Raw genomic sequence first — 23,570 nt, 5'->3', positions numbered from 1 at the left:
GCCGCAATCGTAGAATTGCTGGAGTTGCAGCGGGGCCCTTTTATTGTGCTGATACCTATGTTCGGTTGCAGAAACCGAGTACTGTTCAGCGCGGTTCGCACTACTGAGTTGAACTCTTCGGTCCTGCCGGCACGACCCGGTGGCTTTTCTGGGATTCGGTACTTTTTTCGGGGCGTTAGACGAAATCATTCGTTAAGTCATCACCCCTAACAATCCGGTAAACCGGAGCTTGGTTCATGATGCGACTTGGACAGAGCGCTCTTCCGACTGACGTGTATCTGTCATCCGTGAGCTCGCTCTACGAACATCGCAAAACGTTGCTGATCGGCATGTTGTCGCATGTCGTGACGTTCCTGCTCGTCTATCTGAAGACAAGCGATCCGCTTTACCTTGCCTGCTCCGGCGTGATCTTTGTGCTTTGGGCGCTGCGCAATCTCGACATGGCGCGGTTCGACCGGCAGGACTTCTCCAATGCCGACCGGGCGATGGTTCGAAAATGGGAGAACCGCTACATCGTCGGCGGTGTCAGCGTCACGCTCACCTGCGGCATCGCCTGCGGTTATGCCATCGCCGTCAGCCAGGATTCCTTTTCCGAGCTCGCCACCATATCGGTGACGCTGGCCTCGATGATTTCGCTCGTTGGGCGCAATTATGGCTCCGAGCGGGCCGTACTTCTCCTGTCTTCGTCGGCGTGCCTGCCGATCGTGATCGGCCTGATCACGCTGCAGGACGTGTTCATGTTGGCGCTGGCATTGCTGATCCTGCCGTTCATCCTTTCCACCTGGATGATGGCCAACAATGTGCGCGCCTTCCTCTATGAGAACGTGTTGGCCGCACGGGAAATCGCGACCATTGCCGGCCAGTTCGACGCCGCGCTCAACAACATGACGCATGGCCTGTTCATGCTGGATGGCGACGGCCGCGTGGTGGTGGCCAATGAGCGCGCCAGCGAGTTGCTGGCGCTTGGCGACAGGACCGAGCTCAAGGACTGGCTGCTTGACGACGTGATCCGGCGTGGCGCGCGGCGCATGCGGCTCGATGCCGACAAGACCAAGGCGATCTCGCGCCAACTCGATCTCCTGCTCAAGGGCAAGCGCCCGCAAGTGTTGATCCCGGTGAGCGAGGAACTGCATCTCGAGTTTTCAGCCAGCCGCCGCGACAATGGCGATATCGTGCTGATCTTCGAGGACGTGACGGCGCGTGTGCAGGCGGACAAGCAGATCCTGCACATGGTGCGGTTCGACAAGCTGACGGAGCTGCCGAGCCGCGATTATTTCGGAGAGCTGGTCGTGGCCGCTGCAAGCGGCGACGAAAAGCAGGAACGGCTCGTCGGTCTGATGGTTCTCGACGTCACCGAGTTCAAACATGTCAACGACATGCGCGGCCATATCGTCGGCGACAAGCTGCTGCAGGCGATTGCCGGCCGGCTGAAAGCGCTTGTGGGCGACGATGCGATTGCCGCGCGGCTGATGGGCGACGAGTTTGTCGTGTTCTTTCCGAACGCAGCCGATGTGGCCGACCTGGAAGAACGGATGCGTGGCCTCCATTCGGATCTGCGCGGCACCTACGTTGCCGGCGGCTTCACCTTCAACATGACAATGAGCGCTGGCTTCGTCATCGCGCCGAACGTGGATGTGAAACTCGAAGACCTACAAATCAAGGCGGATCTTGCGCTTTCGGAAACCAAGCTGCGCAACCGGGGTGGCTGCACCGCGTTCGAAGTCGAGATGGATGCCCGCTACGTCGACCGTCAGAAGCTGAAGGCGGATTTGCGCGAGGCGATCAATGCCCGCAACCTGACACTCTCCTACCAACCGATGTTCGCGCCGAGCGGCGGCCGGGTCGAGTGCTGCGAAGCGTTGGCCCGCTGGACGCATCCGGAGCGCGGGCCCGTACCGCCGAACGTGTTCATCCAGCTTGCCGAGGAGTTGGGGCTGGTCACGGAGATCACGCGTTTCATGCTCGATCACGCATGCCGGGATTGCATGGACTGGCCGAATGAGGTGTCCGTCTCCGTCAATCTCTCGGTTCTCGACCTGCGCAGCAGCGAGATCGTCACGATGGTGACGGATGCGCTGCAGGCCACCGGCCTTGATGCGTCGCGGCTGCATCTGGAGGTAACCGAAAGCTGCCTGATGGATGAGCCGCTCAAGGTGCAGGCGATCCTGCGCGAGCTGCGGGGCCTCGGCATCACCATTGCCATCGACGATTTTGGCACCGGCTATTCAAGCCTCAGCTACCTCGATGCCCTGCCGGTCGACATCATCAAGATCGATCGCTCCTTCGTGCGCAACATCCGCGAGGACTCGCGCCGCTTCAAGCTCCTGCGCGGTACGGCAAATCTCGCCCGCGCGCTCGGCTTGCGCATCGTCGTCGAGGGCGTCGAAACGACCGATCAGTTACAGCTCATCACCGAGCATAATTGTGCTGATTTGATACAGGGGTTCGTCTTCGCTGCCCCCATGCCTGCTTCCGCAATTGCGACGCTTTGCAAGAATGGTGTGCCAAAACGGGGCACAAAACCCAGCAGCAAGCGCATCGCCTGACGCCGACACCTCAGATTCCGTCCTGTTTTGATGCTGCCCTTCCGGCGGCAAGCCGTTGATTAGGTGGCGCAAATGCGTCCCGCTTTGGCGCGCATAGCTCCAAGTCGATCGAATAAATTTACGAATTTTTAGGGTTAACAAAAAGTTAACGGTGAACTGTTCCGTTTTGCGGTTGCCGCCCCATTTTCCGTCAATAGGTTAACGATTTGTTAACCATGAGGTTTGGAATATGGGTGAGACGGCACAACAGGCGGAGCCTGGGCGTTTTTCTGAAAAGCTGATGCAATTGCTCGATCGTGTCGAATACCGGCGGGTCGAGACCGGCGAGGATATGGAGGATATCGCGCGGCTGCGCTACAAGTCCTACAAGTCCGTCAATCTGATGGAGCTGACCGGCTCGACGCTCATCGACGATCTCGATTTCGACAGTCACGCCTATGTCTTCGGTCTCTATCTCGACGAAGTGCTTGTCAGCACCGTGCGCGTTCATCATGTGACGCCGGATCATCGCGCCAGCACGTCGGGCATGATCTTCGCTCCCGAGATCGACGCGTTCCTCGATGCCGGCATGGTGCTGGTCGATCCCGGCCGGTTGGCGGTCGATCCTGACGTGATCGGCGACGAGATGCGGGCGCTTCCCTATCTGACGCTGCGACCGGTCGCGATGGCCTGCGAGTATTTCGCTGCCGACCGCTGCCTGACGGCCTGCCGTCCGCGCCACGCGGCTTTCTACAAACGCATCTTTGCGTCGGAGACGGTTGTCGCCAAGCGCGAGAATCTCGGTGTCTACAACGCCGACGGCGCGCTTCTGGTGGCGCAGGTGCGGGGGCAGCGGCCGTCGATCCTCGACCGCTACCCGGTCTTCGATTCCGAACCGTTCGAACGCCGCATGATGTTTGCCGACCGCAGCGAGGTCCCGTTCGCGCCGCTGACGATCCTGCCGACCGCGCGCATGGCGCAATCCGGCTACGGTCGCTCCTATCGAACCTCCGTCTTCCGCTAATGGTCGTCGACGCCGGCGTGTGATGGTGAGGCGCGTATGCGCGCCAACCTTGCTGCCGGCCGCGACATATCGCCCCAACGGATACGACTGGAGGACCGGTTTTCGTTGCACCGACCCCGCGCATTGTGTAAGGGCAGCTATAGGGGTTTTCGCGACTTTTCGCGGGAGCCATGCTTCGATTACAGGCGGCGACGATCAAGGTTCGCGCCGTGGCATTCAGGGAGAATTTGAACGATGGCTGAGCATCATTCTGGACCGGTCGATGTGGGCGCTCCGATGGACTATCCGGAGCACGAGAAGACCTACCTCATGTTCCTGAGCGCATCGAAGTACGGCACGATGTTCTGCGTGGCGCTGCTGATTGCCATGGCTGCCGCTTTCTTCACGACGATGGGCTTCTTCTCCTCGCTCGTGCTCTTCGTTTTGCTTAACGTCGCCGGTTTCTTCTTCCTTCGCTAATCGGCGCGACCGAACCGACCGTTGAGGGAGTGCGCTGACCGTGCTTCCTCGGCGACCGGGCGTTTGCCCGCAAGACGCTGCATGTCGTCGGCTGGAGGCCTCGACGTATATATGGCTTGCAGCCCGGATGCCCATCGAAGGGCAGGGGCGGATAATCCTCACCCGCGTGAGGGAGGAGTGGACAGCAGGCCCGCAGAGCCGGATCTTGGCTCGATGCCGGTGGATCGCCTAAGGTCCCGCATTCAGGCGATGGCTTGCTCCAGCAGATTGCGCCGGGCACGCGTGTGCCGCGCACATGAGGGCGTGTCGGCCCGATAGGCCCACCCGCTTTGCAGTCGGAGAGAATGCCCGCATTCCGGCCTTGGCTCGATTGCGGCCAGGAGGGGGACTTGTGAGCGAGATCGTCTTTGTCGCCAAGGAAACGGACCCGAACGAAGGTCGCGTTGCCGCATCACCGGATGCCGTGAAGAAATTGAAGGGTCTCGGCTTCGACGTCGTCGTCGAGGCGGGCGCCGGATTTCTGTCGCGTATTCCGGACGCCGAGTTCGAAAAGGCCGGAGCCAGGATCGGCACGACCGCAGACGCCAAGACGGCGGATGTCGTGCTCAAGGTCCGTCGACCGACGACTGCCGAAATCGGTAGCTACAAGTCGGGCGCCATCGTCATTGCCATCATGGATCCCTATGGCAACGAGGCGGCAATCGCCGAGATGGCCAAGGCGGGCTTGACCGCCTTCGCCATGGAACTCATGCCGCGCATCACTCGTGCACAGTCGATGGACGTGCTCTCGAGCCAGGCGAACCTCGCCGGCTATCAGGCGGTGATCGACGCGGCCTACGAATATGATCGGGCATTGCCGATGATGATGACGGCGGCCGGTACGGTTCCTGCCGCCAAGGTCTTCGTCATGGGTGCCGGCGTTGCCGGACTTCAGGCGATCGCGACGGCCCGCCGTCTCGGTGCCGTGGTCTCGGCAACGGACGTGCGTCCGGCAGCCAAGGAACAGGTCGCCTCACTTGGCGCCAAGTTCATCGCTGTCGAGGACGAAGAGTTCAAGGCGGCCGAAACCGCTGGCGGCTACGCCAAGGAAATGTCCAAGGAGTATCGGGCGAAACAGGCAGCACTCGTTGCCGAGCATATCGCCAAGCAGGACATCGTCATCACCACGGCGCTCATCCCCGGTCGTCCGGCGCCGCGGCTCGTTACCTGCGACATGCTGAAGAGCATGAAGCCGGGCTCGATCGCCGTCGACCTTGCGGTTGAGCGCGGCGGCAACGTCGAGGGCGCGGAGGCCGGCAAGGTTGCCGAGGTCGAGGGCGTCAAGGTCATCGGCCATCTGAACGTACCGGGCCGCATCGCCGCTTCCGCATCCGGCCTCTATGCCAAGAACCTTGTCACCTTCCTGGAGACGATGGTCTCCAAGGAGACCAAGGCGCTTGCGGTCAATATGGAGGACGAGCTCGTAAAGGCGACGGCGCTTACCCATGGCGGTGAGGTCGTGCATCCGAACTTCGGTGCCAGCAAGGGGGACAAGTGATGGCGAATGAACTTCTCGACAAGGCGCTCGCCGATCTCGACCGGGCGGTAGAAGCGGTTCGCACCGCCGCGGAATATGTGCCCGATTCGGCCGGCGTTATCGCCCATGGCGCCACCGGCGGAGCGATCGATCCCTTCGTCTTTCGCCTGGCGATCTTCGTTCTGGCGATCTTCGTCGGCTACTACGTGGTCTGGTCGGTGACGCCGGCGCTGCACACGCCGCTGATGGCGGTTACCAACGCGATTTCCTCGGTCATCGTCGTCGGCGCGCTGCTCGCCGTCGGCATCTCTGCCTCGGGCTTGGCGACCGGCTTCGGCTTCGTGGCGCTGGTGCTTGCCTCCGTCAACATCTTCGGCGGCTTCCTTGTCACCCAGCGCATGCTCGCCATGTACAAGAAAAAAGACAAGTGAGGCCGGCCCGATGAACGCGAACTTCGCAGCCTTCCTCTACCTGGTCTCCGGCGTCCTGTTCATCATGGCGCTGCGCGGCCTCTCGCACCCGACCACCAGCCGCAAGGGCAACACCTACGGCATGATCGGCATGGGCATTGCCACCGTCACGACGCTGCTGCTCGCCAAGCCGAGCTTCGGTGGCCTGATGCTGATCGTGCTCGGCCTCGCGATCGGCGGTGGTGTCGGCGCGGTGATTGCCCGTCGCATCGCTATGACGTCGATGCCGCAGCTCGTCGCCGCCTTTCACTCGCTGGTCGGTCTTGCCGCCGTCATGGTGGCGGCCGCCGCCATGTATGCGCCCGAGAGTTTCGGCATCGGCACCGTCGGCGACATCCATGCGCAGGCGCTGGTCGAAATGTCGCTCGGTGTTGCCATCGGCGCGATCACCTTTACCGGCTCGGTCATCGCCTTCCTGAAGCTCGATGGTCGCATGTCCGGCAAACCGATCATGCTTTCGGGTCGTCACGCCATCAATGCGGGCCTGGCGATCGCGCTCGTCGTCCTGGTGATCATGCTGGTGCTGACGCAGAGCACGACGGTGTTCTGGCTGATCGTCGTGCTGTCGCTGGCGCTTGGCGTGCTGATCATCATCCCGATCGGCGGCGCGGACATGCCGGTGGTGGTGTCGATGCTCAACTCCTATTCGGGTTGGGCTGCGGCCGGCATCGGCTTCACGCTCGGTAACCTGGCCCTGATCATCACCGGTGCGCTCGTCGGCTCCTCCGGTGCGATCCTTTCCTACATCATGTGCAAGGGCATGAACCGCTCGTTCATCTCGGTCATCCTCGGCGGCTTCGGCGGAGAGACCGCGGCGGCTGGCAGCGACGATGGTGTCCAGCGCACCGTCAAGCAGGGTTCCGCAGACGACGCGGCCTTCCTGATGGCAAACGCCTCCAAGGTGATCATCGTGCCGGGCTACGGCATGGCAGTCGCCCAGGCCCAGCATGCGCTGCGTGAAATGGCCGACCAGCTGAAGGCGGCGGGCGTCGAGGTGAAATACGCGATCCACCCGGTCGCGGGCCGCATGCCCGGCCACATGAACGTGCTGCTCGCGGAAGCGAATGTGCCCTATGACGAAGTGTTCGAACTCGAGGACATCAACTCCGAGTTCGCGCAGGCCGACGTCGCCTATGTCATCGGTGCCAACGACGTCACCAACCCGGCGGCGCGCGATGACAAGTCCTCGCCGATCTATGGCATGCCGATCCTCGACGTCGACAAGGCCAAGACCTGCCTCTTCGTCAAGCGCTCGCTTGGCTCCGGCTATGCCGGCATCGACAACACGCTGTTCTACAAGGACGGCACGATGATGCTGCTCGGCGACGCCAAGAAGGTGACGGAAGATATCGTCAAGGCGCTGCACGCTTAAGCGCCACTTGGAGCTGGTCGACATGGAACGCCCGCCTTTCGGCGGGCGTTTTGCGTTGGGGCGTATTCCAATGAAGCGCTTTGTCGCATCGTCCTGGAATTGACTTAGCCGGCCGGTGCCAGCGTCAGTTCGTCGACGCCGACCGCGACGTTTAGCCCCTCCTGGACCTGGACGTTGACCGGCTGCAGCATGAAGGCCTTGTTGGTGCCGCCGCCGATAACCTTGGCACCGCCGCCGACCGCGAGGCTCGCATCGGCGCCGACGCCGTAGTATTCGCCCGCAAGGGCGAATTCGCTGGCCGGCGTTCCGGTCTTGGCAAAGACATCCCAGACCATCGTGCTCTTCCCGGTCTTGCCGATGTCGATGCCGATCTTTCGGATGGAGCCGGCATAGACGGCTTTCGGTCCGCCATTGGTTGGCGTGAAGGTGCACATCAGGTTCTTGGTCGAGGTCACGATCATGCCGGTGCCGCCTTCCGAACCGCAGACGAGACGGCCGAACGCGACATAGTTCTCGGCGGCTGCCGGGCCCGTGGCAAGCGCGGCCAGTGCCAGCGCAGTGACGAGGGTTCGTTTGATCATTGCTTGCTCTCCGTTCTTGCCGCGCTGCGCCTTCTTCAAGGCGCGCCAGAGGCGCGGTAGCACTTTGAATAGCTGCATGTTTTTCCATGGTTCGGAGCCGATCCATGGAAACAGGCAGTGACGCCTTTGGCAAACGGATGATGACCGGGAAGGTTCCGCCGTGGCGGAACGGGCAGGGTGGCAAACGGCACAAATGAAAACGCCCGCGAGGCAATCGCGGGCGTTTCCAAAACCATGATCGGTGAGGCGGTTAGGACGCCTTGACGCGCGCCAGGCCTGCACGCGCCGGCTCGTATTTTGGATCGAGCTGCAATGCGTGCGAATAGGACTTCGACGCCTTGGCCTTGTCGCCCTTGCGCTCGTAGATCAGCGCCTGGTTGGCCCAGGATTCGGCGACCTTGCCGTTGAGGTTGATCGCGGTGTTGAAGTCGGAGAAGGCGTTGTCGTCGTCGCCCTGGGCGACGTAGGAAATACCGCGGCCGTTGTAGGGCTCCGGCGAGCTCGGCGACAGCGAGATCGCCGTCGAGAAATCTTCGATCGCCTGGCCGTGCTGGTTGCGTGCCTGATAGATCAGGCCGCGATTGTGGTAGGCGCGGGGATCGGTCGTATCGAGCTGGATCGCCTTGTTGAAATCGTTGAAGGCGGAATCGAGCTGGCCGGCCTGGCGATAGAGGTTGCCGCGGCCGATATAGGCGACGTCGTAGCTGCCATTGAGCTGCAGTGCCATGTTGTAGTCGGCGAGAGCGGCCTGGGTGTTGCCCATGTTGCGATGGACGAGCGCCCGGTTGGCATAGGCCTGGTAGAAGCGCGGATTGAGCTGGATCGCCTGGTCGAAATCGGCGATCGCCCGGCGATATTCGCCGGCGCGGCCATAGGCGGAACCTCGGACGTTATAGCCTTCCGGGTCGCTCGGGTTCGAGGCGATCACGCTTGAGAGCGAAGCGATGTTTTCCTGCGAGCCCTGTTCGCGCTCGACCTTGTTGGTCATCGAGTCGGGGCCGTCGGTCGTGCAGCCTGCGAGAAGAAGGGCCGAACCCAGGAGAAGCATGGCAGCAAGCCTTGGCTTGCGCTGGTGGCGGCGAGACGCCTCATGGACAGTAGAACCGGAGACGTCCGCAGTCATGGCAGCAAGTGTCAAAGGTTGATCCCTCAAATCGACAAGGTCTCGAAAGCCGTCGGCTTTCCGTTCCTACAGCGCCGCGCGTCTTTCAGGACGCACTCAGGTCACTGTAACGGGTTGATTTTCTGCACAATTCTGCCCCCAAATCGACCCCGATCCAAGGAATTATGCAGTAGAGCCGCTGAAACTCCCCGCGGGCTCCGCAGCCGGGCTTCATCGGGCCTCGGCAAACCGTCCGGTCAAACGCTCCGGCCAGCCATCCGTCACCGGTAGCGTCGATCACGCTAGCCTGTTGGCGGAAAAGATGTCCATACCAAAAAAAGGCGGTGGCGATATTTCGCCCCCGCCACGACTTACATTAGATAACGTCGAAAAAACGACAAATCAGCGGGCCAGGAGGCCTTCGCGCTGTGCACGCTTGCGTGCCAGCTTGCGGACGCGGCGAACGGCTTCGGCCTTTTCGCGGGCGCGCTTCTGGGACGGCTTTTCATAATAGTCGCGCATCTTCATTTCGCGGAAAATGCCTTCGCGCTGCATCTTCTTCTTGAGAGCGCGGAGCGCCTGATCGACATTGTTATCGCGGACAAGTACCTGCACGTGAAATCCCGTTCCTTTGGTTCGAGTTGTTTGTGACTCCGTCAGGTGCCGGAGGCAAAAGAATGACATTCGCTAAGCTGGAAGCTTTACGATTAGGGGAGCGGATACCAGATCATCAGGTAAAAGTCCAGTGACGACATGAGGAAGTGCTGAAAAATCCTAGGATGTCGGGGCCGTGCCTGTTCTCGCACTGGAAGTAACCGATCGGCGACCATGTCGCAACAGCGCGCAAGTCCACGCAATTGCGTCGCAAAAGAAACGTTGCGCAGGCTTCGGATTTGCGATTTCTAACGGCAATGAGAACGGGGTTCATGGAGTGAGGCCGATGCGCAAATATTCAGTTTTCGCCGTGGCGCGCGAGGCGTTGCGCGGCCACAAGGGGTGGGGCCCGCATTGGGCTTCGCCGGAGCCGCGCAAGGAATACGACGTGATCATCATCGGCGGCGGCGGCCACGGCCTCGGCGCTGCCTACTATCTCGCCAAGGAACACGGCATCACCAATGTCGCGGTGCTGGAAAAGGGATGGATCGGGGGCGGCAATACCGGCCGCAACACGACGATCATCCGGTCCAACTATCTCTACGAAGAGAGCATGGACATCTACGAGCATTCGCTGAAGCTTTGGGAAAACCTGTCGCAGGACCTGAACTACAATGTCATGTATTCGCCGCGCGGCGTCATGATGTTGTCGCACAACATCCACGACCAGCAGTCGTTCAAGCGCCACATCAATGCCAACCGCCTCTATGGCATCGACAACGAGTGGCTGACGCCGGAGCAGGCCAAAGCCTATTGCCCGCCGCTCGATATCGCCAAGACGGCGCGCTACCCGATCAACGGCGCGGCACTCCAGCGCCGTGGCGGCACGGCGCGCCACGATGCGGTTGCCTGGGGCTATGCGCGTGCCGCCTCCGACCGAGGCGTGCACATCATCCAGAACTGCGAAGTGACCGGCATTCGCCGCGACGAAACCGGCCGGGTCGTCGGTGTCGACACCAACCGCGGCTATATCGGCGCCAAGAAGGTCGGCATCTCCGCCGCCGGCCATACTTCGGTGCTGATGCAGATGGCCGATGTGCGCGTGCCGCTGCAGAGCCAGCCGCTGCAGGCGCTGGTCTCCGAACCGCTGAAGCCGATCTTCCCCTGCGTGGTCATGTCGAACTCGGTGCATGCTTATATCTCGCAGTCCGACAAGGGCGAGTTCGTCATCGGCGCCGGCACCGACCAGTACAATTCCTATTCGCAGACGGGCGGCCTGCAGATCATCACCCATACGCTCGATGCGATCTGCGAACTCTTCCCGATGTTCCGCCGCGTGAAGATGATGCGGCAGTGGGGCGGCATCGTCGACGTCACCCAGGACCGCTCACCGATCCAGGGTGTCACGCCGGTACCCGGCCTGTTCCTGAACGCCGGTTGGGGTACGGGCGGCTTCAAGGCGACGCCGGGTTCGGCGAACCTCTTCGCCCATCTGATCGCCAAGGGCGAGCCGCACCGTCTGGCCGCAGGGCTGACGCTGGAGCGCTTCCGCACCGGCCGGCTCATCGACGAAGCGGCTGCCGCCGCCGTTGCGCACTGAGGATTTCGAGATGCTTCTGATCTACTGCCCCTATTGCGAGGAAGAGCGTTCCGAGCTCGAGTTCCGCGGTGCCGGCGACGCCCATATCGCCCGCCCGGAAAACATCGCCGACATCACCGACGAACAGTTTGAGGAATATTTCTTCCTGCGTCAGAACCCCAAGGGTCTGATCTTCGAACGCTGGCGCCACATCCATGGCTGCGGCCGATTCTTCAACGCCGCCCGCGATACGGTCAGCGACCGTTTCTACACCACCTACAAGGCTGGCGAACCGAAGCCTGACATCGCCACCATTCTTCAAAGCGAGCAGGACAAGAACGGCCAGGATAAGGGAGCCGCGAAATGATGGGCGCCAATCGCATTCCAGGCGTCGGCCGCCTGACCCCCGCCCGGACCGCGCGCTTCACCTTCGACGGCCGCACGCTGACGGCGCTCGAGGGCGACACGGTCGCTTCGGCGCTGCTTGCCAACGGCATTCATCTGGTCGGCCGTTCGTTCAAGTACCACCGCCCGCGCGGCATTCTTTCGGCCGGAGCCGAGGAGCCGAACGCGCTGCTCGACGTCTCGCGGGATGCCGCCCGCCGCCAGCCGAACGTGCGCGCCACGGTGCAGGAAGTCTTCGACGGCATGAAGGTGGAATCGCAGAACCGCTGGCCGTCGCTCGCCTTCGACATCGGCGGTCTCAATGACCTGATGTCACCGTTCTTCGCCGCCGGCTTCTACTACAAGACCTTCATGTGGCCGAAGGCCGCCTGGCACGCGATCTACGAACCCTTCATCCGCCGTGCTGCCGGCCTCGGCGTTACGCCGACGGAAGCCGATCCGGATCACTATGCCAGCCGCTACGCGCATTGCGATGTGCTTGTCATCGGTGCGGGTGTTGCCGGTCTATCCGCAGCACTTGCCGCTGCCAAGGCCGGCGCCAAGGTGATCATCTGCGACGAGCAGCCGGAAGTCGGTGGTGCGCTTCGCCACGAGAGCGGCACGACCATCGACGGCAAGGATGGCTGGGACTGGGCGCAGGAGACCGCCAAGACGCTTGCCTCCATGGACAACGTCACGGTGCTCACCCGCACCACCGGCTTCGGCTACTACAACCACAATTTCGTCGGCCTCGTCGAGCGCGTGACCGATCATCTGGCGGCCCTCGACAAGTCGCTGCCGCGCGAGCGGCTTTGGCAGGTGCGCGCCAAGAAGGTGATCCTCGCCAACGGCCAGATCGAGCGGCACATGGTGTTTGCCAACAACGACCGCCCGGGCATCATGCTCGCTTCGGCCGGCCGCACCTATCTCAATCACTTCGGCGTCGCAGTCGGCTCCAAGGTTGGCGTCTACACGGCGCATGACTCGGCCTATGAAGCGGCTTTCGACCTGAAGCGGGCCGGTGTTTCGGTTCCTGTTATCGTCGACTGCCGCGAAAATCCGGGCGAGGCGGTGCTGGCGGAAGCGCGTAAGCTCGGCATCGAAGTGCTGACCGGGCATTCGGTGATCAAGGCCGGCGGCAAGCTGCGGGTCAACTCGATCAGCGTCGCCCGCAATGGCGGCGGCTCGGCGCGCAAGATCGCGGTCGATGCGCTCTTGGTCTCGGCCGGCTGGACACCGTCGGTGCACCTCTTCTCGCAGTCGCGCGGCAAGGTTAAGTTCGATGCGGCGACGCAGCGCTTCCTGCCGGGCACTTACCTGCAGGATTGCCTTTCGATCGGCGCCTGCAACGGCACCGACGATCTGCAGGCCACGATCGACGAGGCGCTTGCCGCCGGCGAACTGACCGCACGGGCGGCCGGTGCAGAAGGCGGAGCGCAGGTGGCGCTTTCGGGCGAAAACCGCTTCGGCTGGACCGGCGGCATGATCGGCGCTGCGGAAGGTGCCGGTCCGGACACGACCGTCAAGGCCTTCATCGACTTCCAGCACGACGTCTGTGCCAAGGACATTCGTCTCGCGGTGCGCGAAGGCATGCACTCGATCGAGCACATCAAGCGCTTCACCACCAATGGCATGGCGTCCGACCAGGGCAAGCTTTCCAACATGCACGGTCTGGCGATCGCCGCCGAAGCGCTCGGCAAGGACATTCCGCAGGTGGGTCTGACGACCTTCCGCCAGCCCTATACGCCGGTGACCTTCGGCACGATCGTCAACCATTCGCGCGGCGCTCTCTTCGATCCCGCGCGCAAGACCCCAATCCATGCCTGGGAGGAAGCGCATGGCGCCGAGTTCGAGGATGTCGGCAACTGGAAGCGCGCCTGGTTCTACCCGCGTGCCGGCGAAGACATGCACGAGGCGGTCGCGCGCGAATGCAAGACGGTACGTGATGTGGCGGGTGTCTTCGATGCCTCGACGCTCGGCAAGATCGAGGTCGTCGGCCCGGATGCGGCCCAGTTCCTCAATCTCATGTACACCAACGCCTGGGACAACCTGAAGCCCGGCCGCTGCCGCTACGGCATCATGCTGCGCGACGACGGCTTCGTCTATGACGACGGCGTGGTCGGTCGCCTGGCAGAGGATCGCTTCCACGTGACGACGACGACCGGCGGTGCGCCGCGCGTCATGAACCACATGGAAGACTATCTGCAGACCGAGTTCCCGCATCTGAAGGTCTGGCTGACCTCGACGACCGAGCAATGGGCGGTCATCGCCGTCCAGGGACCGAAGGCGCGCGAGATCATCGCGCCGCTCGTCGAAGGCATCGACCTCTCAAACGAAGCCTTCCCGCACATGAGCGTCGCCGAGGGCAAGATCTGCGGCGTGCCGACACGGCTCTTCCGCATGTCGTTCACCGGCGAGCTGGGCTTCGAAGTCAACGTGCCGGCCGACTACGGCCAGGCGATCTGGGAAGCGATCTGGGCGCGGGCCGAGCCGATGGGCGCTTGCGCCTATGGCACGGAAACCATGCACGTGCTGCGCGCCGAGAAGGGCTACATCATCGTCGGCCAGGACACGGACGGAACGCTGACGCCTGACGATGCCGGCCTCTCCTGGGCCGTCTCCAAGAAGAAGCCCGACTTCGTCGGCATCCGCGGCCTGAAACGTCCGGATCTCGTCAAGGACGGCCGCAAGCAGCTCGTCGGCCTTCTCACCAAGGATCCGAAGGTTGTGCTGGAGGAAGGCGCGCAGATCGTCGCCGACCCGAACCAGCCGAAGCCGATGACCATGCTCGGTCACGTGACGTCGTCCTACTGGTCGGCAAACTGCGGTCGCTCGATTGCGCTGGCCATGGTGGCCGGTGGCCGCGAGCGCCTCGGCCAGACGCTCTACGTGCCGATGACCGATCGTACCATCGCCGTCGAAGTGAGCGACATGGTGTTCTTTGACAAGGAAGGGGGCCGCCTCCATGGCTGACCAGGCAATTGCAAGCCGCAGGGCGGCGTTCACCTCGCGCGGCGGCTCGGCCGAAGCGATCCTGACGCCGGCGCCGGCGGCAACCCGCATCTCGCTGCGCGCCGGTGCCGACGCGCTGCCGGCACTCTCGGCCGCTCTCGGCGTGACGCTGCCGACACGGCCGAAGACCTCGGCTTCTTCCGGCCACCGCCATGCGCTGTGGATCGGCCCGGACGAGTGGCTGGTCATCGACGAAAGCGAAGCCGACCTTATGGCGGCCGCGGCGTCGAGCGGCACGCTGCATTCGGCGGTCGACATTTCGCATCGCAACGTCGCCATCATCGTCAGCGGTCCGGGCGCGGACGTCGCCATCAACAGCGGCTGCCCGCAGGATCTGTCGCTGGCGATCTTCCCGATTGGTGGCTGCTCGCGCACGATCCTCGGCAAGGCGGAGATTATCCTCTTCCGCACGGCTGAGGATCAGTTCCGGGTCGAGTGCTGGCGGTCGTTCTCGCCCTTCGTCTTCGGGCTGCTTTCCGAGGGCGCTGCCGACGCTGGGCATTGAATAAAAAAGCCGGGATGTGCTCGTAGGCGCTTCCCGGCTTTCAGATGCTGTTTCAACTTGCTCGCTGTCACTGCTGAGCTGACAGGATGCCTTTTTCCCAGAGCGTGCGCCGGGTCGCTTCGTTCAGGTCGTAATCCTGCAGGCGCGCGGGTTCGACCCAGGCGTGTTCGACGAACTCGTCGTTGAGCATGACCTCGCGGTTTTCCGCTTCGCAGTCAAAAATCAGATAGATCATATGCAGCTGCTCGGTTGAGCCATCGGCATAGGACTTTGTCCTGATGTCGTCCCGGAAGGTCCAGGGCTTGATGGTTGCGATCTCCAGACGGTCTCCAAGTTCCTCCCGTATTTCACGGCGCAGGCCTTCCTCCAGCCGTTCCCCCGGCTCGAGGCCGCCGCCGGAGAGTGCCCATTGCCCGGGAAACACGCCGCGATCGGGCGGCATCTTGCAGAGTAAATACGCACCTTTGTTCTGAATGAGGGGGCACACAATCACACGCTGACGCAATTACTTCTCCATTCGCTGACTGGGCGACCAAGAGTGCCGCTTCCAAGATCATCGTCGTTCTTGCCATGGCGCAGCTCTCGAGAACAGGTCGCTCGCAAAGATTGCGTCGTCATCCATTGAGAGGATTTTGGAGCTCCGACTTTTCAGGCGAAGCGCAAGTACCAGTAGCGCGCGATCTCGCGGGTTCCAGGCGTCAGCGCGGAATAGAGATGCCGGTCGTAGCCGGCGAGTTCGGAGCCGTAACGTTCGTAGAACCGGCAAGCCCCGACATTGTTCGACTGGGTCTCGAGCCGGATACCGGGCAGGCCCTGTTCCCTTGCCCATGATACCGCCCGGTCCACGAGAGCTCTGACGACACCGGTCCGTCGGGCGGCTTTGTCGACTGCTATGTCGTCGACTACGGCAAAGCCATTCCACGCCTTCGACAGCGCGATGTAGCCGGCGAGCTTGCCATCGATGCGCGCAGCAAAGAGGGCGGCTCAGTGGCGGCCTCCGCGAGCTCTTCCGGATCGGTTTCATCGTTCTTGATGTAGCTCTCAAGGGGAGCAATAGCGCCAAGAGCGGGGCCGAGGAAGGGTGGCGGCGCCACCGCCGTGATCTCGAAGGAGAAATCTCAGCCGGCAAAGTCGCTGACGAAACGCGCATCGGCCACGGATACGGTTTCGCTCATTGGGGGTCGTCGCTCACGCCGCTTCAGGCATCGGCGGGGCGATCCTTGGGGTCGAACTGGATGATGGTCTGCCAGGTCGCCGTCAGCGCCGGCTTGCGCTCGCCTTCGATTTCGACGCTGACATCGTAGGTGATCATCAGCATGCTGGCGCCGCGGAAGCGTGCGTCCGCCATGATGAAATGGCCGCGCACCTTGGCGCCGCTCTTCACCGGCGCCACGAAACGCATTTTCTCGAAGCCGTAATTGATGCCCATGGTCTGCTCGCGGATCTTCGGCAAGCAATTGTAGTTCATGGCCGAGAGCAGCGAGAGCGACAGGAAGCCGTGCGCGATGGTGCCGCCGAAGGGCGTCTCGGCAGCGGCGCGGACCGGGTCGACGTGGATGTACTGATAGTCGCCGGTTGCCTCGGCGAACTTGTCGATCGTTTCCTGAGTGACCGTGATCCAGTCGGAAACGCCGACCTCCTTGCCGACGAGGTCCTTGATCTCAGAAAGTGAAATGTCCTGCAGCATGTGAACGCCTCGAAGCAAGCCCCCCGAGCGATCTATAGGCTCGCCCGTTGCAACCTGCAAGTGGTGGAAAAGCTTTAGAAAACCTCGACGAAGAAGGCGACCGAGCGCGGCGCGACGTGATCGGCGGGGACCGACGCCGTCAGCGCATCCTGCCATTTTCCGTTGACACTGTCGGGCAAGCGGACGGGATGCGGCGCATGGCTGCGATTGAGGACGACGGCAAGCCGCGTCGCCCGTTTCTGGCTGTGGTCTCGGGTTGCGAGCACCATCATCAGATTGTCCGTTGCCGGATGCTCCCAGTCGCCCGTCGCCATCGGCTGACCGTCAAGGCGGCGCCATTCGACATCGCCCGTTCCGGTCAGGAAGGCGGTCTCGTCGAACACCCCGAAGCGCCGACGCATGGCCGAAAGTGCTGCCGTGTGGGAAACGATCTCGTCGTCCATCGCCGCCCAGTCGAGCCAGGTGGTCGTGTTGTCCTGGCAATAGGCGTTGTTGTTGCCCTTCTGGCTCCGTCCGCCTTCGTCGCCCGCCGTCAGCATGATGGAGCCACGGGAGGAAAACAGCGTGCCGATCAGCGCCATCACGTCATGGCGGCGGGCAGCCAGAATTTCCGCATCGGCTGTCGGACCTTCCGCGCCGTTGTTCCAGGAGTGGTTTTCGTTGTGGCCGTCGCGGTTTTCTTCACCGTTCGCCTCGTTGTGTTTGCCCGCGTAGGAAACGAGGTCGGCAAGTGTGAAGCCGTCATGGGCGGCGATGAAGTTGACCGTCCTGGTCGCGCTTTCGCCCCAGCGGGCAAAGCTCCCTGAAGAGCCGGCGAGAGCCGTCGCCAGGGCGCCCACCGAATGGCGGTCTCCGCGCCAGTAGATGCGGATGTCGTCTCGCGCGCGGTCGTTCCATTCGAGGAACGGGGCGGGGAAGTTGCCGAGTTGGTAGCCGCCCGGGCCGACGTCCCAAGGCTCGGCGATCAGCACCCGGTCTGCAAGCAGGGGGTCGGCTGAAATCGCCCCGAAAAGCCGGGCATCGCGATGGAAGCCACCCATGTCGCGCCCGAGGATCGAGGCGAGATCGAAGCGGAAGCCGTCGACGCCGGCAGCGCGAACGAAATGGCGCAGACTGTCGAGGATCAGTGCCTCGACCACCGGGTTGTCGCAGGCGATCGTGTTGCCGCAGCCGGTATCGTTGATCAGTTCGCCCGGGCGATCGGTGACATGGCGGTAATAGGTGAGATTGTCGAGGCCGCGCATCGACAAGGTTGTGCCGAAGCGATCGCTTTCGCCGGAGTGGTTGAAGACGAGGTCGAGGATGACGCCGATGCCTTCCTCGCGCAGCGCTTCGACCGTCTTGCGCAACTCCTTGAGACCGCCCGGCACGATCCGCGGATCGAGTGCCATCGGAGCGATCGGATTGTAGCCCCAGCCGTTTTTCAGCCCGAGAGGCGGCAGATGGCGCTCGTCGATCCAGGCGACGATCGGCATCAACTCGATCGCCGAGACACCGAGGCGCTTCAGATGCTGGATGATGGCGGGCTCGGCGAGGGCGGCCACGGTGCCACGCTTGGCTTCGGGCACTTCGGGATGGAGGATGGTGAAAGGCTTGACGGCGACTTCGTAGACAAGGCCGCCAGCGCGAAAGAGCGGCGCCTTCACCTTGGCCGGCTTTGCCTCGGTGACGATGGCCTTCGGCACGAGGTCGGCGGTGTCTTCGCCAAAGATAGTCAGTCGCGGATCGTGGCGGAACGGGCGGTCGAGTTCCAAGGCATAGGGATCAACGAGAAGCTTGGATGGATCGAACCAGAGACCATGATCCGGCGAATAGACGCCATCGGCGCGAAAGCCGTAGCGCGTTCCCTTCGGTGCGTCGGCAACCGTCACGCTGTGGACGTCGCCGCTCCGTGTCATCGGCAGTTGGCGCAATTGCTTGGTGCCGGTCTTGTCGAACAGGCAGAGGTCGATACGGGCGGCATTGTGGGACCAGACCGCAAACTGCGTGCCTTCGGAAATGACGGTGGCACCGAGGGGTGGATTTCCGATCGTCGGCATGAAGGCGGCTCTCTTCCTGGTATCGAAGGTATGTGTGGCTCACTCCCCTCTGTCCTGCCGGGCATCTCCCTCACAAGGGGAGATCGGCTCGCGGCACGGCTTTGCCCTAAGATGGCATTGACGTTGCAGTGCCTCATTACCCGTAAACCAATACATCGGTTTGGCGGTGGAATGGGAGGCTGCCACAAGTCGATCTCCCCCGGGGAGATGCCCGGCAGGGCAGAGGGATAAGCTGCAAAAAAAAGGGCCGCATATAGCGGCCCCGACATGCTGTGTCTCAGGTAATGACGCTCGGCTCGGTGCGGCCGGTGCGGGTCTTGATGCCGGCGATCTCGTCGGCGACGGCGATGAGGTCGGCGAGCGCCGTCTGCGTCTCGATGTCGTGACGCGAAGCGTCCGGCTCGAAGCGCTCGATATAGACGCGCAGCGTCGCGCCAGATGTGCCCGTGCCCGACAGGCGGAAGACGACGCGGGAGCCGCCCTCGAACAGGATGCGGATGCCCTGGTTCTTGCTGGCGGAATGGTCGACCGGGTCGTTGTAGGCGAAGTCGTCTGCTGTCGCGACCTTGAGTGCGCCGAAGGACTTGCCGGGCAGCGTGGCAAGCTGGTTGCGCAAATTGGCGATCAGGCCGTTGGCCGCATCGGAATCGACCTCCTCATAGTCATGGCGCGAATAGTAGTTGCGGCCGTAGGTCGCCCAATGGTTCTTGACGATATCGAGGGCGCTTTCCTTGCGCACGGCGAGGATGTTGAGCCAGAGCAGCACGGCCCAGAGCCCGTCCTTCTCACGCACGTGGTTGGAGCCGGTGCCGGCACTTTCCTCGCCGCAGATCGTCGCCATGCCCTCGTCGAGCAGGTTGCCAAAGAACTTCCAGCCGGTTGGCGTCTCGTAGAGGCCGATGCCGAGCTTTTCGGCCACGCGGTCGGCGGCACCGCTCGTCGGCATCGAGCGTGCGATACCGGCGATGCCCTTGGCATAGCCGGGTGCCAGATGCGCATTGGCGGCGAGCATCGCCAGACTGTCGGATGGAGTGATGAAGATGCCGCGGCCGATGACGAGGTTGCGATCGCCGTCGCCGTCGGAGGCAGCACCGAAATCCGGGGCATCCGGTCCCATCATCGTCTCGTAGAGCGCACGGGCATGCACCAGGTTCGGATCCGGGTGATGGCCGCCGAAGTCCGGCAACGGAATGAAATTCATCACCGAGCCCTTGGGCGCGCCAAGGCGCTTCTCGATGATCTCCTTGGCGTAGGGGCCGGTGACGGCGCTCATGGCGTCGAAGACGACGCGGAAACCGCCGCCGATCAGCTTGCGGATGGCGTCGAAGTCGAACAGGCTTTCCATCAGTTCGGCATAGTCGGCGACCGGGTCGATGACGGTGACCGTCATGCCTTCGATTTCCTGGGTGCCTTCAGCGTCAAGATTGATGTCGGCGACATCGGCGATCTTGTAGCTGTCGATGACCTTGCTGCGGGCATAGATCGCGTCGGTGACCTTTTCCGGCGCCGGGCCGCCATTGCCGATATTGTACTTGATGCCGAAATCTTCGGTCGGGCCGCCGGGATTGTGGCTGGCTGAAAGCACGATCCCGCCAAAGGCCTTGTACTTGCGGATGACGTTGGAGGCAGCCGGCGTCGACAGAATGCCTCCGCGACCGACGAGCACACGGCCGAAGCCGCTGGCCGCCGCCATCTTGATGGCGATCTGGATGACTTCGCGGTTGTAGTAGCGGCCGTCGCCGCCGATCACCAGCGTTTCGCCTTTGAAGCCTTCGAGCGAATCGAAGATCGACTGGATGAAGTTCTCGGCATAGTTCTTCTGCTGGAAGACCGGGACCTTCTTGCGCAGCCCTGACGTGCCAGGCTTCTGGTCGCCGTAGGGGGTTGTGGTAACCGTTCTTATCATGCTGACTTAACCTTTCCCGAGAAGACCGGAATAAAGAGAGACGTAACGCTCGGCACTTGTGGCCCAGGAAACGTCCGATTTCATGCCCTGGGTCTGAATTCGTGCCCAGACCTTGGGTTCGTTGTATGCGCGCATTACGCGCCTGATCGCAAGCCGCAACCCGTCGGCCGTGATCGGAGTAAACTGGAACCCGGTGGCGACCTTGGCTGCAAGCCCGGCCTCGTTGGCGTCGATGATCGTATCGGCAAGCCCGCCGGTGCGCGCGACGACCGGCACGCAGCCGTAGCGCAGGCCATAGAGTTGAGTGAGCCCGCAGGGTTCGAAGCGTGACGGAATGAGGATCGCGTCCGATCCTGCCTGCATGAGGTGGGACAGAGGCTCGTTGTAGCCGGTGACCACGCCGATATGGCCGCGGTGGCGCGAGGCCGCCGCCAGAAGCGCGCCTTCGAGGGCCGCATCGCCGGAGCCGAGCACGATGAGCTTGCCGCCCATGGCAACAATTTCATCCGCTACTTCCGCGACGAGATCCATGCCCTTTTGCCAGGTGAGCCGGCTGACGACGCAGAAGATCGGGCCGCTGCCCTTTTCCAGGCCGAAGCGCTCCTCCAGCGCTCGCCGGTTGCCGGCGCGCTGTTTCAAGGTCGCGGCGCCGAAATTCTGGGCAATATGGGGATCCGTCTGCGGATTCCAGATGTCGGCGTCGATGCCGTTGACGATGCCACTGAGATCGGAGACGCGGCTCTTCAACAGGCCTTCGAGGCCCATGCCGAACTCGGGTGTCAGGATCTCCTGGGCATAGGACGGGCTGACAGTTGTGACGGCGCTTGCGATCTGCAGGCCGCCCTTCAGGAACCCGACATCGCCGTAGTACTCGACGAACTGCATCGAGAAGGCTTCCGGGGGAAGGGCGAGTTCGGGGAAGACCGAAGCGCCGAACTGGCCCTGGAAGGCGATGTTGTGGATCGTCATGACCGTCGGCGTGGCGGCGGCGGGGCTGAAATGCATGTAGACCGGCGTCAGTGCCGTCTGCCAGTCATGGGCGTGCACGATATCCGGCTTCCAGCCGGAAACGACATCGCCCGCGGCGATCTCGGCGGCTGCGAGCGACAGGGCCGCGAAGCGGCGGAAGTTGTCGACATAGTCGCGGCCGGTCGCATCGACATAGGGGCCGCCATCGCGCTGGTAGAGCGCCGGCTGGTCGAGAACCAGGAGGTCAACCCCGTCGATTTCAGCCGAAAGAACCGTTGCCCGATCGCCGAACAGATTCTCGAAGGCGCCGACTTTCTTTTTCTTTTTCAGCTTCTGCAGCACGGCGGGATAGCCGGGCACCAGAGTACGGGTCTCGACGCCGTGTGGCACAAGCGCCGCGGGAAGCGCGCCGACGACATCGGCGAGCCCCCCGGTCTTGACCAGCGGATACACTTCGGACGCAACGGACAGGACTTTCATGGAAGGCAGCCTACATCCCCAGCTTGTCGATCATCGTTTGCGTGATCAGGCAGACACCGTTTTCCGAGCGCCGGAAACGCTTGGCATCAAGCTCCGGATCGTCGCCGACGACGAGGCCCTCCGGGATCACGACACGACTGTCGATGACCACGTTGCGCAGCGTCGCATGGCGACCGATCTTCACATCGGGAAGAACTACGGCATTCTCCAGACGGGAATATGAATTAACGCGGACGCCTGTGAATAACAGGCTGCGATTGAGTGCAGCGCCTGAGATGATGCAGTCACCGGAGATGAGCGACGAGGTCGCCGAGCCGCGGCGGTTTTCGTCGTCATGCACGAATTTGGCCGGCGGCTTGATCTCAGCGAAAGTCCAGATCGGCCAGGTGCTGTCATAGATGTCGAGTTCCGGCGTCACATGGGTCAGGTCGATATTGGCCTGCCAGTAGGCATCGATCGTGCCGACGTCGCGCCAATAGGCCTCGCGCTCGAAATCGGAGCGGACGCAGGACTGCGCGAAGCGATGGGCAACCGCTTTTCCGTTGTCGACGATATAGGGAATGATGTCCTTGCCGAAGTCGCGGCTCGATTTCGGATCGGCGGCGTCGCGGCGCAGAAGATCCATCAGGAACTTCGTGTGGAAGACGTAGATGCCCATGGATGCCAGCGCCATCTCCGGATTGCCGGGAATGCCGGGCGGATCGGCGGGCTTTTCGACGAAGGCGATGATGCGATCCTTCTCGTCGACATGCATGACGCCGAAGCCGGTCGCTTCCATGCGCGGCACTTCGAGGCAGCCGATGGTGACGTCGGCACCGGAATCGACGTGCTGCTGCAGCATCAATTCGTAGTCCATCTTGTAGATATGATCGCCGGCAAGGATCACCATGTACTCGACGCCATGGTCCTCGATGATGTCGATGTTCTGGTAGACCGCGTCGGCGGTGCCTTCGTACCATTGCGTTTCGGAAACGCGCTGGCTGGCCGGGAGAATATCGAAGCTTTCGTTTCGCTCGGGGCGGAAGAAGTTCCAGCCACGCTGCAGGTGGCGGATCAGCGAATGCGCCTTGTACTGGGTGGCGACGCCGATACGGCGGATACCGGAATTCAGCGCATTCGAAAGCGCGAAGTCGATGATACGGGCCTTGCCGCCGAAATAGACTGCCGGCTTCGCCCGTCGGTCGGTCAGCTCCTTCAGGCGACTGCCGCGACCGCCAGCGAGAACATAGGCCATGGCATCACGTGCCAGAGGTTGCGTACGCTTTTCCACCATTTGTCCTCCCCAATCATTGACTTGCGGGGTCGTCACGGCGGCTTTCGGCGACGCCTTGCGGCCCTCGAATTTTACTGTCCCATTCCACCTTCC

20 protein-coding genes are annotated in these 23,570 nt (G+C 62.6%); 10 read left to right on the top strand and 10 right to left on the bottom strand.

Going from position 1 to position 23,570, the window contains the following annotated elements; genetic code table 11:
• Window positions 1–236: 236 nt before the first annotated feature.
• The 6 genes from LAC81_RS16120 (at window position 237) to LAC81_RS16095 (ending at window position 7,366) form a co-directional block, all read left to right on the top strand.
• Window positions 237–2,546, top strand: a complete 2,310-nt coding sequence (locus LAC81_RS16120) for a putative bifunctional diguanylate cyclase/phosphodiesterase (RefSeq protein WP_223725610.1) — start codon at window positions 237–239, stop codon at window positions 2,544–2,546.
• 229 nt (window positions 2,547–2,775) lie between these two features.
• A complete protein-coding gene (locus LAC81_RS16115; protein ID WP_223725609.1) occupies window positions 2,776–3,549 on the top strand; it encodes an N-acyl amino acid synthase FeeM domain-containing protein in 774 nt (257 codons plus the stop codon).
• 234 nt (window positions 3,550–3,783) lie between these two features.
• Window positions 3,784–4,008 carry an aa3-type cytochrome c oxidase subunit IV gene (locus LAC81_RS16110; protein WP_223725608.1) on the top strand — a complete coding sequence of 75 codons (225 nt, stop codon included), beginning with the start codon at window positions 3,784–3,786 and terminating at the stop codon, window positions 4,006–4,008.
• Window positions 4,009–4,399: 391 nt separating this feature from the next.
• The gene (locus tag LAC81_RS16105; RefSeq protein ID WP_223725607.1) at window positions 4,400–5,545 is read left to right on the top strand and encodes a Re/Si-specific NAD(P)(+) transhydrogenase subunit alpha; all 1,146 of its coding nucleotides are present in this window, start codon (window positions 4,400–4,402) and stop codon (window positions 5,543–5,545) included.
• The gene (locus tag LAC81_RS16100) at window positions 5,545–5,955 is read left to right on the top strand and encodes an NAD(P) transhydrogenase subunit alpha (RefSeq protein WP_223725606.1); all 411 of its coding nucleotides are present in this window, start codon (window positions 5,545–5,547) and stop codon (window positions 5,953–5,955) included. Before LAC81_RS16105 ends, LAC81_RS16100 begins: the two co-directional genes overlap by 1 nt.
• Before the next feature lie 10 nt (window positions 5,956–5,965).
• The gene (locus tag LAC81_RS16095; RefSeq protein WP_223725605.1) at window positions 5,966–7,366 is read left to right on the top strand and encodes an NAD(P)(+) transhydrogenase (Re/Si-specific) subunit beta; all 1,401 of its coding nucleotides are present in this window, start codon (window positions 5,966–5,968) and stop codon (window positions 7,364–7,366) included.
• A gap of 104 nt (window positions 7,367–7,470) precedes the next feature.
• Here LAC81_RS16095 and LAC81_RS16090 read toward each other — a convergent pair whose 3' ends face one another.
• From LAC81_RS16090 to rpsU, 3 genes are all read right to left on the bottom strand, one after another.
• Window positions 7,471–7,947, bottom strand: a complete 477-nt coding sequence (locus LAC81_RS16090) for a DUF992 domain-containing protein (protein ID WP_223725604.1) — start codon at window positions 7,945–7,947, stop codon at window positions 7,471–7,473.
• A gap of 250 nt (window positions 7,948–8,197) precedes the next feature.
• The gene (locus LAC81_RS16085; protein ID WP_113541153.1) at window positions 8,198–9,085 is read right to left on the bottom strand and encodes a tetratricopeptide repeat protein; all 888 of its coding nucleotides are present in this window, start codon (window positions 9,083–9,085) and stop codon (window positions 8,198–8,200) included.
• Between the two features lie 366 nt (window positions 9,086–9,451).
• On the bottom strand, window positions 9,452–9,664 hold the full coding sequence (gene rpsU / locus LAC81_RS16080; RefSeq protein ID WP_034786884.1) for a 30S ribosomal protein S21: 213 nt from the start codon (window positions 9,662–9,664) through the stop codon (window positions 9,452–9,454).
• 325 nt (window positions 9,665–9,989) lie between these two features.
• Between rpsU and LAC81_RS16075 the strand changes: the two genes are divergently transcribed.
• Genes LAC81_RS16075 through soxG form a run of 4 tightly spaced genes read left to right on the top strand, consistent with a single transcriptional unit; the run spans window position 9,990 to window position 15,123 of the window.
• The gene (locus LAC81_RS16075) at window positions 9,990–11,243 is read left to right on the top strand and encodes a sarcosine oxidase subunit beta family protein (protein ID WP_113541154.1); all 1,254 of its coding nucleotides are present in this window, start codon (window positions 9,990–9,992) and stop codon (window positions 11,241–11,243) included.
• A 10-nt stretch (window positions 11,244–11,253) separates the two neighbouring features.
• A complete protein-coding gene (locus tag LAC81_RS16070; RefSeq protein WP_034786877.1) occupies window positions 11,254–11,589 on the top strand; it encodes a sarcosine oxidase subunit delta in 336 nt (111 codons plus the stop codon).
• Window positions 11,586–14,579 carry a sarcosine oxidase subunit alpha gene (locus LAC81_RS16065; protein WP_223725603.1) on the top strand — a complete coding sequence of 998 codons (2,994 nt, stop codon included), beginning with the start codon at window positions 11,586–11,588 and terminating at the stop codon, window positions 14,577–14,579. Before LAC81_RS16070 ends, LAC81_RS16065 begins: the two co-directional genes overlap by 4 nt.
• Window positions 14,572–15,123 carry a sarcosine oxidase subunit gamma family protein gene (soxG, locus tag LAC81_RS16060; protein WP_223725602.1) on the top strand — a complete coding sequence of 184 codons (552 nt, stop codon included), beginning with the start codon at window positions 14,572–14,574 and terminating at the stop codon, window positions 15,121–15,123. Before LAC81_RS16065 ends, soxG begins: the two co-directional genes overlap by 8 nt.
• A 67-nt stretch (window positions 15,124–15,190) precedes the next feature.
• On the opposite strand, the gene nudI is transcribed toward soxG, so the two are convergent.
• The 7 genes from nudI to glgC all read right to left on the bottom strand — a co-directional run bounded on the left by nudI (window position 15,191) and on the right by glgC (window position 23,477).
• Complete coding sequence (gene nudI / locus LAC81_RS16055) at window positions 15,191–15,628, bottom strand: nucleoside triphosphatase NudI (RefSeq protein WP_223725601.1); 438 nt, start codon at window positions 15,626–15,628, stop codon at window positions 15,191–15,193.
• A 143-nt stretch (window positions 15,629–15,771) separates the two neighbouring features.
• On the bottom strand, window positions 15,772–16,056 hold the full coding sequence (locus tag LAC81_RS16050) for a GNAT family N-acetyltransferase (protein WP_235693176.1): 285 nt from the start codon (window positions 16,054–16,056) through the stop codon (window positions 15,772–15,774).
• Window positions 16,057–16,321: 265 nt separating this feature from the next.
• Window positions 16,322–16,810, bottom strand: coding sequence for a MaoC family dehydratase (locus tag LAC81_RS16045; protein ID WP_223725600.1), 489 nt, complete (start codon window positions 16,808–16,810; stop codon window positions 16,322–16,324).
• Between the two features lie 74 nt (window positions 16,811–16,884).
• Complete coding sequence (gene glgX, locus LAC81_RS16040; RefSeq protein WP_223725599.1) at window positions 16,885–18,849, bottom strand: glycogen debranching protein GlgX; 1,965 nt, start codon at window positions 18,847–18,849, stop codon at window positions 16,885–16,887.
• 277 nt (window positions 18,850–19,126) lie between these two features.
• The gene (locus LAC81_RS16035; protein ID WP_223725598.1) at window positions 19,127–20,755 is read right to left on the bottom strand and encodes an alpha-D-glucose phosphate-specific phosphoglucomutase; all 1,629 of its coding nucleotides are present in this window, start codon (window positions 20,753–20,755) and stop codon (window positions 19,127–19,129) included.
• Between the two features lie 6 nt (window positions 20,756–20,761).
• Complete coding sequence (glgA, locus tag LAC81_RS16030) at window positions 20,762–22,204, bottom strand: glycogen synthase GlgA (protein WP_223725597.1); 1,443 nt, start codon at window positions 22,202–22,204, stop codon at window positions 20,762–20,764.
• A gap of 10 nt (window positions 22,205–22,214) precedes the next feature.
• Window positions 22,215–23,477 (bottom strand): glucose-1-phosphate adenylyltransferase, encoded by a 1,263-nt coding sequence (gene glgC, locus LAC81_RS16025; RefSeq protein WP_077959708.1) that lies wholly within the window; start codon window positions 23,475–23,477, stop codon window positions 22,215–22,217.
• Window positions 23,478–23,570 lie beyond the last annotated feature (93 nt).

The organism is Ensifer adhaerens (genome assembly GCF_020035535.1).
Taxonomy (GTDB): domain Bacteria; phylum Pseudomonadota; class Alphaproteobacteria; order Rhizobiales; family Rhizobiaceae; genus Ensifer.
The sequence above is the reverse complement of the archived record's forward strand: the minus strand, read 5'-3'. Positions and strand labels throughout refer to the sequence as shown.